This is a genomic window from Citrobacter sp. Marseille-Q3906 (assembly GCF_916618775.1).
Taxonomy (GTDB): domain Bacteria; phylum Pseudomonadota; class Gammaproteobacteria; order Enterobacterales; family Enterobacteriaceae; genus Citrobacter; species Citrobacter murliniae.
The window spans coordinates 1,347,331-1,362,230 of record NZ_CAKAKA010000002.1 but is presented as its reverse complement, the minus strand read 5'-3'; the positions used below and the strand labels follow the sequence as shown (position 1 = coordinate 1,362,230).

General features: G+C 50.2%; 16 protein-coding genes. 13 read left to right on the top strand and 3 right to left on the bottom strand.

Annotated features, from left to right (window positions below; all coding sequences use genetic code 11):
* Positions 1-22 precede the first annotated feature (22 nt).
* Positions 23-835, bottom strand: a complete 813-nt coding sequence (locus LG384_RS10825; protein ID WP_225760882.1) for a bifunctional 2-polyprenyl-6-hydroxyphenol methylase/3-demethylubiquinol 3-O-methyltransferase UbiG — start codon at positions 833-835, stop codon at positions 23-25.
* 492 nt (positions 836-1,327) lie between these two features.
* On the opposite strand from LG384_RS10825, the gene add reads away from it, so the two are divergent.
* A complete protein-coding gene (add, locus tag LG384_RS10820; protein ID WP_045442580.1) occupies positions 1,328-2,329 on the top strand; it encodes an adenosine deaminase in 1,002 nt (333 codons plus the stop codon).
* Positions 2,330-2,410: 81 nt separating this feature from the next.
* Here add and LG384_RS10815 read toward each other — a convergent pair whose 3' ends face one another.
* Complete coding sequence (locus LG384_RS10815) at positions 2,411-3,451, bottom strand: oxidoreductase (RefSeq protein ID WP_048221507.1); 1,041 nt, start codon at positions 3,449-3,451, stop codon at positions 2,411-2,413.
* Positions 3,452-3,692: 241 nt separating this feature from the next.
* Here LG384_RS10815 and blr point away from each other — a divergent pair, with 241 nt between their 5' ends.
* The 12 genes from blr (at position 3,693) to gstA (ending at position 13,955) form a co-directional block, all read left to right on the top strand.
* On the top strand, positions 3,693-3,821 hold the full coding sequence (blr, locus tag LG384_RS10810) for a division septum protein Blr (RefSeq protein WP_045442577.1): 129 nt from the start codon (positions 3,693-3,695) through the stop codon (positions 3,819-3,821).
* A 295-nt stretch (positions 3,822-4,116) separates the two neighbouring features.
* Entirely contained in the window at positions 4,117-4,332 is a 216-nt protein-coding gene (gene ydgT / locus LG384_RS10805; protein WP_045442575.1) for a transcription modulator YdgT, read from the top strand.
* A gap of 90 nt (positions 4,333-4,422) precedes the next feature.
* Positions 4,423-4,863, top strand: a complete 441-nt coding sequence (locus LG384_RS10800) for a DUF2569 domain-containing protein (protein ID WP_045442573.1) — start codon at positions 4,423-4,425, stop codon at positions 4,861-4,863.
* A 76-nt stretch (positions 4,864-4,939) separates the two neighbouring features.
* Entirely contained in the window at positions 4,940-5,521 is a 582-nt protein-coding gene (rsxA, locus tag LG384_RS10795) for an electron transport complex subunit RsxA (protein ID WP_005121199.1), read from the top strand.
* Positions 5,521-6,099, top strand: coding sequence for an electron transport complex subunit RsxB (rsxB, locus tag LG384_RS10790; protein ID WP_045442568.1), 579 nt, complete (start codon positions 5,521-5,523; stop codon positions 6,097-6,099). The genes rsxA and rsxB overlap by 1 nt, the downstream gene beginning before the upstream one ends.
* The gene (rsxC, locus tag LG384_RS10785) at positions 6,092-8,113 is read left to right on the top strand and encodes an electron transport complex subunit RsxC (protein WP_225760881.1); all 2,022 of its coding nucleotides are present in this window, start codon (positions 6,092-6,094) and stop codon (positions 8,111-8,113) included. Before rsxB ends, rsxC begins: the two co-directional genes overlap by 8 nt.
* Positions 8,114-9,166 carry an electron transport complex subunit RsxD gene (rsxD, locus tag LG384_RS10780; RefSeq protein WP_045442563.1) on the top strand — a complete coding sequence of 351 codons (1,053 nt, stop codon included), beginning with the start codon at positions 8,114-8,116 and terminating at the stop codon, positions 9,164-9,166.
* Positions 9,167-9,175: 9 nt separating this feature from the next.
* A complete protein-coding gene (rsxG, locus tag LG384_RS10775) occupies positions 9,176-9,796 on the top strand; it encodes an electron transport complex subunit RsxG (protein ID WP_225760880.1) in 621 nt (206 codons plus the stop codon).
* 3 nt (positions 9,797-9,799) lie between these two features.
* Complete coding sequence (locus LG384_RS10770) at positions 9,800-10,492, top strand: electron transport complex subunit E (RefSeq protein ID WP_225760879.1); 693 nt, start codon at positions 9,800-9,802, stop codon at positions 10,490-10,492.
* On the top strand, positions 10,492-11,127 hold the full coding sequence (nth, locus tag LG384_RS10765) for an endonuclease III (RefSeq protein WP_045442555.1): 636 nt from the start codon (positions 10,492-10,494) through the stop codon (positions 11,125-11,127). Before LG384_RS10770 ends, nth begins: the two co-directional genes overlap by 1 nt.
* Positions 11,128-11,738: 611 nt before the next feature.
* Complete coding sequence (gene dtpA, locus LG384_RS10760; RefSeq protein WP_048221511.1) at positions 11,739-13,244, top strand: dipeptide/tripeptide permease DtpA; 1,506 nt, start codon at positions 11,739-11,741, stop codon at positions 13,242-13,244.
* A gap of 105 nt (positions 13,245-13,349) precedes the next feature.
* Positions 13,350-13,955, top strand: a complete 606-nt coding sequence (gene gstA, locus LG384_RS10755) for a glutathione transferase GstA (protein ID WP_045442550.1) — start codon at positions 13,350-13,352, stop codon at positions 13,953-13,955.
* 41 nt (positions 13,956-13,996) lie between these two features.
* On the opposite strand, the gene pdxY is transcribed toward gstA, so the two are convergent.
* Entirely contained in the window at positions 13,997-14,857 is an 861-nt protein-coding gene (pdxY, locus tag LG384_RS10750) for a pyridoxal kinase PdxY (protein WP_045442547.1), read from the bottom strand.
* Positions 14,858-14,900 lie beyond the last annotated feature (43 nt).

The following is a 14,900-nucleotide window of genomic DNA, read 5'->3' as shown; positions in this document are numbered from 1 at the left end:
TCGAATGGTAATTGCCTCGAAACTAAGGCTTCCTTGCAAGGTAAATAGCGGTAACAAAATTACGCTTCACCTTTCCTCCAAAATCCTTTTTCACTACCCTCTCTATCTCATTGAGGAATTGCGTGCGCTCCATTTCACTCAGTCGAGCAACCGGTGAAAATGTTGAAATCAATTGTCTGGTCTGTCGGGCATCCATTTCTGATTCCCATCTGAACTCATCACTAATAATCTCGGTAAACCCGGCTTTTGCCAGATCATCGAGCCTTTCTCTTTTTTGTAGTGGGTAAGGATGGCGGTGACCCGCCTTATGTGAAGGGCTGGCGCTAAGGGGGGCAAACAAGCGATATGTTCTTTGCATGAATGCATCCTCGTTATGCGGGTCGCCAAAAACAGTCCACCACATAGCAAACCATCCTCCGGAACGCAGAAGCTGGAATATCCTTTCGAGTCCGCTCACGGGTTCGATCCAGTGAAAAGAGGTGGCTGCAATCCCCAGGTCAAAGCAGCCGGGCTGTAGTAGTACGTCCTCAAAAGTGGAATTTATAATCGAGAATGAGTCCTGCGAATACCGACCCAGTCTTTCCTTTAACTTTATAGCCAGATTGTGGTCAGGTTCGATTGCACTTACCTGATATCCCATATCAAGCAGATGTTCCGTTGCTTGCCCGGTCCCAGGCCCAATCTCGAAGGCCCTCCGGCAGATTTCTGGTCCGCAATGCTCTTTAAGTAATGCAAATATATGTAACGGGTAATCAGGTCTGCCCTGCTGATATGCATTCGTATCTCTGCCAAATAAAGCCCGCCCTTCGTTAAGCGGAATGTGCTCTTGCATCATCTTTCTATCCTTCAAATTGTCTAACAATTTCGAGTGTCAGACACTCAGTCAGCAACGTTGTGCCGGATATTTTAACTCGTCGCATGTCCTTACCCAGAGCAGGGATAACCCTACCCCCAACATGAGTAAATAACTTCAACGAATAGAAAGGAATTATGAGTTTTCCACACAAAACTGAATCTGCGTTATTCGAAACGGTGATAAAACAAGCGGGTGACTACCGGAGCTGAGCAACTGTCTACCAGTGTAACTCCAGCATTCTCATATTCAGCCTGATGGATCTTCCCTATGGCAACATGCTTTACGGTGTTTCCTTGAGTCGGATGGCCAATAAGGATTGTGTGCAGATAGCCCTGCTCAACGAAAAACTGAAATGAATACCCAAATATGCTCCAATTACAAAGTGATAGTGCCATTTTTTCAAAGTTATTAGAGGATTATTATTCTGTTGTATAATACTGCGCACTTTAACTAAATGACGTGAGTGCGACCATGATTGATACTTCCCTACCCTTGACCGATGTCCATCGCCACCTTGATGGTAATATCCGCGCGCAGACAATTCTCGATCTTGGCCGTCAGTTTAATTTGACACTCCCGGCTCAGACGCTTGAAACACTGATTCCTCATGTACAGGTCACATCGACAGAACCGGACCTGGTCAGCTTTTTGTCGAAGCTTGACTGGGGTGTGAAAGTCCTGGCATCTCTGGATGCTTGTCGCCGCGTGGCATTTGAGAATATTGAAGACGCCGCGCGTAACGGTCTGCACTATGTTGAGTTGCGCTTTTCTCCGGGCTACATGGCAATGGCGCATCAACTTCCGGTAGCGGGTGTGGTTGAAGCGGTCATCGAAGGTGTACGCGAAGGCTGTAAGACTTTCGGCGTTGAAGCACGCTTAATTGGTATTATGAGTCGTACCTTCGGCGAGACTGCTTGCCTGCAGGAGCTGGAGGCATTACTGGCACATCGCGACCACATTACCGCACTGGATCTTGCCGGTGACGAACTCGGTTTTCCGGGTAGTTTATTCCTGTCACACTTCAACCGTGCGCGCGACGCGGGTTGGCACATTACTGTTCATGCAGGTGAAGCCGCTGGCCCGGAAAGCATTTGGCAAGCCATCAGAGAACTGGGTGCAGAGCGTATTGGTCACGGGGTCAAAGCGGTAGAAGATCGTGCATTAATGGATTTTCTCGCCGAGCAACGAATCGGTATTGAATCCTGCCTGACATCTAACATCCAGACCAGTACGGTCGCTTCACTGGCAGTACATCCGCTGAAAACGTTCCTTGAGCATGGTGTTCTGGCCAGTCTGAATACTGACGATCCGGCGGTTCAGGGCGTAGATATTATTCACGAATACACCATTGCGGCCCCGGCTGCTGGATTGACGCGCGAGCAAATCCGCCAGGCGCAAATCAATGGCCTGGAAATGGCATTCCTGAGTGATGAAGAAAAGCGGGCTCTGCGCCAGAAAGTGGCAACAGCGTAACCGTGTGATGCGTTAATGCATGATGGCATTAACGCATCAACCGCCTGCAATTAGATAATTGCAGGCGGTTGATAAACTCGATCAGGCAAGGCACAGCGTGGAGCGGTGTTTAGCCGACTCAATACCAAGCTCAATCAATTCCATAATTTGAATTGCCTGTCTGGCCGGAACCGGATTCTCACCGTTTCCATTTAGCGCATCTCGGATGCCCGCATAGTAAGCGGGATAATTACCCGGTATGGTAAGCAGGGTTTCTTCAACGCGTTCTTCGCCTTCAACCCGCGTCAGTACGCCATCTCGCATGTCGTAGCCCCAGTCTTCCTGCGGCAAACGTTCGCCATTTTTCAGACGTTCTTCCTGAGGATCAAGACCATACTTTACATAGCTCCCGCGCGATCCGTGAACGATGTAGCGTGCAGATTCAGCAGCAGCCAGCATTGTGCCGTGCAAAATCACCCGACGCTGCGGATAAGTCAAAATAGCATGGAAATAATCTGTCGATTGCGCGCCGGGACGAAGCTGAGCCAGATCAACCGTCAGACTGACAGGCAAGCCGAACAGGTTGATCGCCTGATCCAGAAGATGAGGTGCCAGATCGTACCAGATACCACTTCCAGGCCCCCCCTGTTCGCGCCAGCGGTCTCGGACCTGGGGACGGAAACGATCGAAGTGGGATTCAAAATAAGCCACTTCGCCCAAAACACCATCTGCCAGCAGAGCTTTCAGCGTCAGAAAATCACTGTCCCAACGACGATTATGGAACACAGAAAGCACTCGTCCCAGACTGCGCGCCAGCATATCCAGCTCACGAGCTTGTGACAGTGTCACGGTAAAAGGTTTATCAACAACCACATGTTTCCCGGCTTCCAGCGCGGCTTTTGCTAACGGGAAATGGGTGTCATTCGGCGTGGGGATAACAATTAAGTCAATGCTGGGATCATCAAACAAATGCCGTGGCTCAGACACAACCGCCACCGAAGGCCAATCCGCTTTAACTTTTGCTTCGTCACTACTGGACACCGCCGCCAGTTCAAGACCCGGTGTACCGACTATCAGGGGGGCATGGAAGGTTTTACTGGCATAACCGTAGCCGATTAGCCCAACGCGGATGTTGTCACTCATGTCATTGCCTCTCATTTCAGGTCCGATCTATTTCACACCATACATAGCAACGTCACAACCGTTTAATAACCTCTACACGATAATGGTTGTTACTTAACTTAAGTCAAACATATGTCACTTAGAGTAAATTTGCTGCGAAAAAGTCAGAGAAATCGTTCCCAATGCTCTTGCCGTATTATTTATTGATTAGTAACATTTGTGCCTTGTGTTTAAGGATAAATCAAAGCAAATGTCGTCAGTAATGAATCGTCTTATTGAATTAACTGGTTGGATTGTTCTCGCGGTCTCTGTCATCCTGCTGGGTGTTGCCAATCATATTGATAACTATCAGCCGCCGGAACCAACAGCAACCTCAGTGCAGAAAAAATAAGCCTCACCAATTCTTTATAGCCCAGCACTGTCCGCAGTGACTGCTGGGTTTAGCTGCAAAAGATGAAATTTTGTCAGAAAAAGCGAATTATGGCGCTTCCGCCCCTGGGCATATTGCCTGCGATTGCGAAGCGCGTTACCCTTTCCCCTGGTGCAGACAGCATCTGCTTTTCTACCGATATGAATAATCTTATTTTTGTATTTGCACACTGGTTCGCTTTTATCTGTGCAACATTGTTTATTTCTTAATATTCACTACTCCGTTGGTATTATTTTATTAATATGGATCTCCGTTTATGACTGTTCAGGACTACTTATTAAAATTCCGCAAAATCAGTTCACTCGAAAGTCTGGAAAAACTGTTCGATCATCTTAACTACACGCTGACCGACGATCGGGACATTATCAATATGTATCGTGCTGCAGACCACCGCCGCGCGGAGCTTATCTCCGGAGGACGCCTGTTTGATGTAGGCCAGGTGCCAAAGTCAGTCTGGCATTACGTGCAATAAACAAGAAGTAGCGCTCAACGTTAAAAGCTTTATAATAATTGCCCCAAAATGAACGGCACGTCTGTTCATACGCGTAAACCTGGAGAAGAGATGACTACGACACCGGCACAACGTATCGGAGGCTGGCTACTTGGGCCACTGGCCTGGCTGTTAGTTGCGTTGTTGAGCGCTTCGCTGGCGTTATTGCTTTATCTCACTGCGCTGGCAACGCCGCACACATTCAAAATGCTCGGTGAACAAAGCCCGATGAATCTGTTCTTGTGGGGTATTTCCTTTATTACAGCTATCGCCATGTGGTACTACACGCTGTGGCTGACCATCGCGTTTTTCAAACGCAGACAGTGCGTTCCTAAGCATTACATTATATGGCTGCTAATTTCCGTGTTGCTGGCGATTAAAGCGTTTGCGTTTTCACCAGTCCCGGACGCTTTTGCCGTACGCCAGCTATTGTTCCCTTTGTTAGCTGCTGCACTGCTGGTGCCCTATTTCAAACGCTCGCAACGCGTTAAGACAACGTTTGTGAACCCGTAATAACCCTACAGTTAACCTGTTGTCGCCTGTTGTAGATTGACAGATAATAGGCGGCTTTTTTATTTCAGGCCGAAAAATGACTGATTACCTGCTGCTGTTTGTCGGAACTGTACTGGTCAATAACTTTGTACTGGTCAAGTTTCTGGGGCTTTGCCCCTTTATGGGTGTTTCCAAAAAACTGGAAACCGCAATGGGTATGGGCCTCGCCACGACTTTTGTCATGACGCTGGCATCTATTTGCGCATGGTTGATTGACACCTGGATCCTCATCCCGCTCGATCTCATTTATTTGCGCACGCTGGCCTTTATCCTGGTCATCGCTGTGGTCGTGCAATTTACCGAAATGGTGGTGCGCAAAACCAGCCCTGCGCTGTACCGTCTGCTGGGGATCTTCTTACCGCTGATCACCACAAACTGTGCGGTACTGGGCGTCGCATTGCTGAACATCAATCTTGGTCATAATTTTTTACAGTCGGCGCTGTACGGATTTTCCGCTGCTGTCGGCTTCTCACTGGTGATGGTACTGTTTGCTGCGATTCGCGAACGCCTCGCCGTGGCAGACGTCCCTGCCCCTTTTCGCGGTAATGCGATTGCGCTAATTACCGCCGGTTTAATGTCATTGGCCTTTATGGGCTTTAGTGGTTTGGTGAAGTTGTAATGAATGCTATCTGGATTGCCGTTGCCGCAGTGAGTCTGCTGGGTCTGGCGTTCGGCGCTATTTTGGGTTACGCCTCTCGTCGTTTTGCCGTAGAGGACGATCCAGTCGTGGAGAAAATCGATGAAATTCTCCCGCAAAGCCAGTGTGGACAGTGCGGTTATCCGGGCTGCCGCCCTTATGCTGAAGCCATAGGCTGCCAGGGTGAAAAAATTAACCGCTGCGCGCCTGGCGGTGAAGCGGTGATGTTGAAAATTGCTACTCTGCTTAACGTCGATCCGCAACCTATTGATGGCGAAGAGCAGGACCTTACGCCCGTGCGCATGCTGGCAGTCATTGATGAAAATAATTGTATTGGCTGCACAAAGTGTATTCAGGCCTGTCCGGTCGATGCCATCGTGGGCGCGACGCGCGCCATGCACACGGTGATGAGCGATCTCTGCACGGGGTGTAATCTGTGTGTTGATCCGTGTCCGACCCAATGTATCGAATTACGTCCAGTCGCCGAAACACCTGATAGCTGGAAGTGGGATTTGAACACTATCCCCGTGCGCATCATTCCCGTGGAACAACATGTTTAATCTATTCTCTGCATTCAGAAAAAACAAAATTTGGGACTTCGATGGCGGCATACATCCACCGGAGATGAAAACCCAGTCAAATGGTACTCCGCTGCGACAGGTTCCGCTGGCGCCGCGTTTTATCATTCCGCTGAAGCAGCATATTGGTGCTGAAGGTGAGCTGTGCGTAAACGTGGGTGATCACGTTCTGCGCGGCCAGGCGCTGACCCGCGGGCGTGGCAGAATGCTGCCGGTTCATGCTCCGACCTCGGGCACGATTACCGCCATCGCCCCTCACTCCACTGCGCATCCTTCGGCATTAGCCGAGCTGAGTGTCATCATTGATGCGGATGGAGAAGATCGCTGGATTGAACGCGATTGTTGGGCAGATTATCGCTCCCACAGCCGGGAAGAGTTAATTGCACGTATTCACCAATACGGTGTAGCCGGATTAGGTGGTGCAGGTTTTCCAACCGGCGTCAAACTGCAGGGCGGCGGTGATAAAATTGAAACGCTAATCATCAATGCCGCTGAATGTGAACCTTACATTACGGCTGATGACCGTTTAATGCAGGATTGTGCGGCCCAGGTCGTCGAAGGCATCCGTATACTCGCGCATATTTTGCAGCCACGCGAAATATTACTCGGGATTGAGGATAACAAACCGCAGGCAATTTCAATGCTGCGTGCGGTGCTGGCAGACTCGCACGATATAAGCTTATGCGTCATTCCCACTAAATACCCTTCCGGCGGGGCCAAGCAATTGACCCAAATACTGACCGGGAAACAAGTTCCGCACGGTGGACGCTCCTCGGATATCGGTGTACTGATGCAAAACGTCGGTACTGCCTATGCGATTAAACGCGCCGTGATAGACGGAGAACCAATCACCGAGCGTGTTGTTACGTTGACAGGTGAAGCCGTCAGCCGTCCGGGTAACGTCTGGGCACGGTTAGGCACCCCTGTTCGTCATCTGCTGAATGACGCCGGTTTTTGCCCTTCTGCTGAACAGATGGTGATTATGGGTGGCCCACTGATGGGCTTCACCCTTCCCTGGCTTGATGTTCCCATCGTTAAGATCACTAACTGTCTTCTCGCGCCATCTGTCAGTGAAATGGGTGAACCGCAGGAAGAGAAAGGCTGCATTCGTTGTAGCGCCTGTGCCGATGCCTGCCCGGCGGATCTTCTGCCTCAGCAACTTTACTGGTTCAGTAAAGGACAACAGCACGATAAGGCAACCAGTCACAATATCGCTGACTGCATTGAATGCGGAGCCTGTGCCTGGGTTTGTCCAAGCAATATTCCGCTGGTGCAATATTTCCGCCAGGAAAAAGCTGAGCTTTATGCCATTAGTCAGGAAGAAAAACGCGCCGCTGAAGCAAAAGCACGCTTTGAAGCCAGACAAGCGCGACTGGAACGTGAAAAAGCGGCTCGTCTTGAACGCCACAAAAGCGCGGCGGTACAACCTGCCGCAAAAGATCATGATGCCATTGCCGCCGCACTTGCCCGCGTAAAAGAAAAGCAGGCGCAGGCAATGCAGCCGGTGGTGATCAAGGCTGGCGAAAAACCCGACAACAGCGCCGCCATTGCCGCCCGTGAGGCGCGCAAAGCACAGGCACGAGCTAAACAGGCGGAAAACTCACTGTCTGAAGAGAGCGGTACGGCGACTGATCCGCGCAAAGCTGCCGTCGAAGCCGCGATTGCCCGGGCTAAAGCACGCAAACTTGAACAGCAGACGGACGCTGAAACGGCCGAACCGGTAGATCCGCGCAAAGCTGCTGTCGAAGCCGCGATTGCCCGGGCTAAAGCACGCAAACTTGAACAGCAGACGGACGCTGAAACGGCCGAACCGGTAGATCAGCGCAAAGCCGCTGTCGAAGCCGCGATTGCCCGGGCTAAAGCACGCAAACTTGAGCAGCAGACCGTCGCTGAAACGGCCGAACCGGTAGATCCACGCAAAGCCGCTGTCGCGGCCGCTATTGCACGCGCGCAGGCTAAAAAAGCCGCACAGCAGCAGGTTGTTAACGAGGAATAAATGGTATTCAGAATAGCAAGCTCCCCTTATACCCATAATCAGCGCCAGACATCACGCATTATGCTGCTGGTGTTAATTGCCGCATTACCGGGTATTGCCGCTCAGTTATGGTTCTTTGGTTGGGGAACGTTATTGCAGATAGTTCTCGCCTCTGCCAGCGCTATCGCCGCCGAAGCCAGCGTGCTAAAACTGCGTAAACAGCCCGTCGTCGCAATCCTGAAAGACAACTCCGCGTTGCTGACAGGATTGCTGCTTGCCGTCAGTATTCCGCCGCTTGCTCCATGGTGGATGGTGGTATTAGGTACTGTATTCGCGGTCATCATTGCCAAACAATTGTATGGCGGTCTCGGGCAGAATCCATTTAACCCCGCAATGATAGGCTATGTCGTCCTGCTTATTTCATTCCCGGTGCAGATGACCAGCTGGTTGCCACCGCATGAAATTGCGGCTACGGTGCCGGGTTTCTTTGATGCCCTGAACGTAATCTTTACCGGACATACCGTGGGCGGCAGTGATATGAACGCTCTACGCATGGGGATCGATGGCATCAGTCAGGCCACACCGCTGGATACGTTCAAAACATCGTTACACGCAGGACACTCCGTTGAACAAGTCATGCAGTATCCTATTTACAGCGGAATGCTCGCAGGCGCTGGCTGGCAGTGGGTGAACCTGGCCTGGCTGGCTGGCGGTGTAGTGTTATTGTGGCAAAAAGCAATTCGCTGGCATATCCCGGTCAGTTTTCTGCTATCGCTCGCCATCTGTGCGACGTTAGGCTGGTTTTTCTCCCCGGATTCACTGGCTTCACCACAGTTGCACCTGCTCTCAGGTGCAACTATGCTCGGCGCATTCTTTATTCTTACCGATCCCGTTACGGCATCAACAACTAACCGTGGTCGCCTGATTTTTGGCGCGCTTGCAGGTCTGTTAGTGTGGCTGATTCGCAGTTTTGGTGGGTATCCGGATGGCGTGGCCTTTGCCGTATTGCTGGCAAATATCACTGTTCCCCTGATTGATTATTACACCCGCCCTCGCGTGTACGGACATCGCTAAGGACAACATATGCTGAAAACGATTCGTAAACACGGTATCACTCTGGCACTGTTTGCTGCGGGCTCTACGGGGTTAACGGCAGCCATTAATCAGTTAACCAAGTCCACCATTGATGAACAGGCCGCACTGCAGCAAAAGGCGCTGTTCGATCAGGTTTTGCCTGGCGATCGCTACAATAATAATCTGCCTGAAAGCTGCTATCTGGTTAATGCACCGGCGTTGGGTAAAGGATCACACCACGTTTATATTGCCCGTCAGGATGACCGTCCGGTAGCGGCAATTCTGGAAGCTACCGCACCTGATGGATACTCTGGCGCTATTCAGTTGCTGGTCGGCGTCGATTTCAATGGTACCGTACTGGGTTCGCGCGTAACGGAACATCATGAAACGCCGGGGCTGGGTGATAAAATAGAGCTGCGTCTGTCCGACTGGATAACCCATTTTAGTGGCAAAAAAATCAGCACTGAAAATGACCCACACTGGGCGGTTAAAAAAGACGGTGGTGACTTTGACCAGTTCACTGGCGCGACCATCACCCCGCGTGCGGTAGTTAATGCAGTTAAACGCGCTGGTCTGTACGCGCAAACGCTGCCTGCGCAGCTTCCTCAACTTACCGCCTGTGGAGAATAAACCATGAGCGAAATTAAAGACGTCATTGTTCAGGGGCTATGGAAAAATAACTCCGCCCTGGTGCAGTTACTCGGCATGTGCCCACTGTTAGCGGTGACCTCTACCGCCACCAACGCCCTGGGTCTGGGGCTTGCTACAACACTGGTACTGACGCTGACTAACCTGACTATCTCAGCCCTGCGTCGCTGGACACCGCCTGAAATTCGTATCCCGATTTATGTCATGATCATCGCCTCAGTGGTGAGTGCGGTGCAGATGCTTATCAACGCATATGCCTTTGGTTTGTATCAGTCCCTGGGGATCTTCATTCCCTTAATTGTGACCAACTGTATTGTGGTTGGCCGTGCAGAAGCGTTTGCCGCTAAAAAAGGCCCCGCTTTATCCGCGCTCGATGGTTTTTCCATCGGCATGGGAGCAACCGGCGCGATGTTTGTCCTCGGATCACTGCGTGAAATCATTGGTAACGGGACATTGTTTGATGGCGCAGACGGCCTGCTGGGTAGCTGGGCCAAAGCGCTGCGCGTCGAGATTTTCCATACGGATACGCCGTTCCTGTTGGCCATGCTACCGCCGGGAGCGTTCATTGGTCTGGGACTGATGCTGGCGGTTAAATATCTTATTGATGAAAGAATGAAAAAGCGTCGTGCTGAGGCTGCAGTGACGGACAGTCCGGCAGGCGAGACAGGGAATGTGTAATGAACAAAGCGAAACGGCTGGAAATACTCACACGTCTGCGTGACAACAACCCGCATCCAACAACCGAGCTCAATTTTACCTCGCCGTTTGAGTTGCTGATTTCCGTTTTACTGTCGGCGCAGGCCACCGATGTCAGCGTCAATAAAGCCACTGCAAAGCTCTATCCCGTCGCCAATACCCCTGCCGCGATGCTGGATCTCGGTGTCGAAGGGGTTAAGTCGTATATTAAAACGATAGGCTTGTTTAACAGCAAAGCAGAAAACGTAATTAAAACCTGCCGTATTCTGCTGGAACAACATCATGGCGAAGTACCTGAAGATCGGGCTGCACTGGAAGCACTGCCCGGTGTCGGGCGCAAGACAGCGAATGTGGTGCTAAACACCGCCTTTGGTTGGCCTACCATAGCCGTCGACACCCATATTTTTCGAGTGTGTAATCGAACGCAATTCGCACCGGGTAAAAACGTTGAGCAGGTAGAAGAAAAACTGCTGAAAGTTGTTCCCAGTGAATTTAAAGTCGATTGCCATCACTGGTTAATTCTTCATGGTCGCTACACCTGCATTGCCAGGAAACCACGTTGTGGCTCTTGTATCATCGAAGACCTCTGCGAATTCAAAGAGAAAGTCGATATCTGATAATTTTGTGGGCAAGGCCATTGCCCACTTCCATAACTATTAGTTATGCACTTCTTAATCTCTCATTTCCCGTCAATGATGCCATAGTCGCGGGCATATCTGATGTAATATTCTTGTGAATTAACACCTGAGCAGGTTAATCGTTTTTTTAGTAATAGAAATTTCTATCCATCCGTGATCAAGATCACCCTGATAACACAATGTAAAATATTTTTTATTTTGTAGTTAAAATGACAAGCAAATGACCTGACCCCGTCAATTCGATACAAAACATTACACTGGCTATTTTTAAGATAATGGCCTATATCACTGGATTCAACCTTGAATAGCAGAACATATCGCCACATTGCGGTTTCCGCCCCTATCTGACAGTGTAAAAATCTGCCATTTTTCAATTGAAGAAATTTAACGCTAGATAACATTTATTAGCCTGGATGATTTCACCAGTTCAGATATATGTAACAGATTATTACAAACCCCTTGTCTGAATGGTCAAGATAGTGAACATTACTTGCCGTTTCCCCTCCCACTATAACAATCGGACGGATGAACTTGACTCATCACGTACCTGAACACCCCCGTTGATATGGGATGTAAAAAAAGAGGTAAAAGTGTCTACTGCAAACAATAAACCAACTGAAAGCGTCAGTTTAAACGCCTTCAAACAACCAAAAGCGTTCTATCTCATTTTCTCGATTGAGCTGTGGGAACGTTTTGGCTATTACGGCCTGCAAGGAATTATGGCCGTCTACCTGGTGAAGCAACTGGGTATGTCAGAAGCGGATTCCATCACCCTTTTCTCATCCTTTAGCGCCCTGGTTTATGGTCTTGTTGCCATTGGCGGCTGGTTAGGTGACAAGGTTCTGGGAACGAAGCGTGTCATCATGCTGGGTGCTATTGTCCTGGCCATCGGTTATGCACTGGTTGCATGGTCTGGTCACGACGCGGGTATCGTTTATATGGGCATGGCGGCCATCGCGGTCGGTAACGGTCTGTTCAAAGCAAACCCATCATCCCTGCTGTCTACCTGCTATGCAAAAGATGACCCGCGTCTTGATGGTGCATTTACCATGTACTATATGTCCGTCAACATCGGTTCATTCTTCTCTATGCTGGCAACTCCGTGGCTGGCTGCACGTTACGGCTGGAGCACCGCGTTCGCACTGAGCGTCGTTGGTATGCTGATCACCGTCGTGAACTTCGCATTCTGCCAGCGTTGGGTCAAACAGTACGGTTCTAAACCTGACTTCGAGCCAATTAACTACCGTAACCTGCTGCTGACAATTGGTGGCGTTGTAGTTCTGATCGCTATCGCGACATGGCTGCTGCACAACCAGGGTATCGCACGTATGGTTCTGGGCGTTATCGCTATGGGCATCGTGGTTATCTTCGGTAAAGAAGCGTTCTCCATGCACGGTGCTGCACGTCGTAAAATGATCGTCGCTTTTATTCTGATGCTGGAAGCGATTATCTTCTTCGTGCTTTACAGCCAGATGCCTACGTCACTGAACTTCTTTGCGATTCGTAACGTTGAACACTCTATTCTGGGCATCGCTTTCGAACCTGAGCAGTACCAGGCACTGAACCCATTCTGGATCATCATTGGCAGCCCAATCCTTGCCGCCATCTATAACAAGATGGGTGACACCCTGCCGATGCCAACCAAGTTTGCTATTGGTATGGTGCTGTGTTCTGGCGCGTTCCTGATCCTGCCGCTGGGTGCGAAATTCGCAACTGATGCGGGCATCGTTTCCGTTAACTGGCTGATCATCTGCTACGGTCTGCAAAGTATCGGTGAACTGATGATCTCTGGTCTGGGTCTGGCGATGGTTGCACAGCTGGTTCCGCAGCGCCTGATGGGCTTTATCATGGGTAGCTGGTTCCTGACTACCGCAGGCGCCAACATTATTGGTGGCTACGTTGCTAACATGATGGCAGTTCCAGAAAACGTTACTGACCCGCTGATGTCTCTTGAAGTATACGGACGTGTGTTCCTGCAGATTGGTATTGCTACAGCGGTTATTGCTGTTCTGATGCTGCTGACAGCACCGAAACTGAACCGTATGACTCAGGACGACGATGTAAGCGAGAAAGCCTCTAAGGCCGCAACAGCGTAATTCTCAGGGAAACTTATCTTAAGGCCGCTAACTTTATGTTAGCGGCTTTTTTTTTGTCTGAGGTAGCACTACCATACGATATACCTCAGCCAAAAGGAGTTACCGATGAAACTGTTCTACAAACCGGGCGCTTGTTCTCTTGCTTCCCACATCACACTGCGTGAGAGTGGTAAAGATTTCACGCTGGATGGTGTTGATCTGATGAAGAAACGTCTGGAAAACGGCGACGATTTTTTCGCGGTAAACCCAAAAGGACAAGTTCCCGCGCTGCTGCTTGATGACGGAACGCTACTGACCGAAGGCGTTGCCATCATGCAGTACCTGGCCGACTCTGTACCAGACCGTCAGCTCCTTGCCCCCACCAGCAGCCTCTCCCGCTACAAAACAATCGAGTGGCTTAACTTTATTGCTACAGAGCTGCATAAAGGCTTTACCCCTCTGTTTCGCCCCGATACACCAGAAGAGTACAAACCAACCGTTCGTGCTCTGCTGGAGAAAAAAATGCAATATGTAAATGAGTCATTAAAAGACAATCCGTGGATCTGCGGTCAACGTTTCAGCATTGCGGATGCCTATCTGTTCACCGTGCTGCGCTGGGCATATGCAGTGAAATTGAATATGGAAGGATTCAGCCATATCGAAGCGTATATGGCGCGTATGGCGGAGCGTCCGGCAGTGACTGCGGCGCTAAAAGCTGAAGGGTTAAACTAACTGTTTAGTGCCGGATAGCGCTAACGCTTATCCGGCATTTATTACAACTGCGTTGCGCTAAAGTAGTGTTCCGGTTTAGCGATACGATCCTGAGCGGCAACAACCTGCAGCTCATACTCCTGCATCTCTTTGGTCGCGATCATAATTTCGTACACCGCCGCAGTCACATGTTCCAGCGCCTGTTGTAAAGACGCGCCCTGTAACAGCTTCACCAGCAGTAAACCGCTGGTAACATCACCAACGCCAACAGGCTGACGAGTACCAAAATCCACTAATGGCCGACTGATATGCCACGCTTGTTCAGCAGTCACCAGTAGCATCTCAAAACGATCCGTGCTGATACCCGCGCGAGCAAGGTGCTTAACCAACACAATTTCCGGACCCTGAGCAATCAGTTCACGAGCCGCTATCACTGCCTCATTCACATTGTTAACTGCGTGCTCACACAAGATTTCGAGTTCGACCAAATTGGGTGCGATAATATCGCTGGCCGGTAGCGCATGGCGTACATGAAATTCGGCAACACCCGGCGCAACAATACATCCTTTTTCTGGATGGCCCATTACCGGGTCGCAGAAATATTTCGCTTGTGGATTGGCTGCTTTAACTTTGCGCACAATGCCCAGAATATGCTCGCCCTGCTCTGCAGACCCCAGATATCCGCTTAGAACTGCGTCGCACTGCTGGAGTTTATCGATATCAGCAATACCCTGGACGATTTCAGTCAGGTGACTGGGCGGCATGACACAGCCTGTCCATTTACCGTACTGCGTGTGGTTGGAAAACTGAACGGTGTTAAGTGGCCAGACATTCGCGCCAAGACGACGCATCGGAAATTCTGCTGCACTATTGCCCGCATGGCCAAAAACAACGTGGGACTGGATGGCGAGGATATTCTTCATTTAACTTACCACAACCCTAGAATAATAAAGGGGCGTAGTTTCC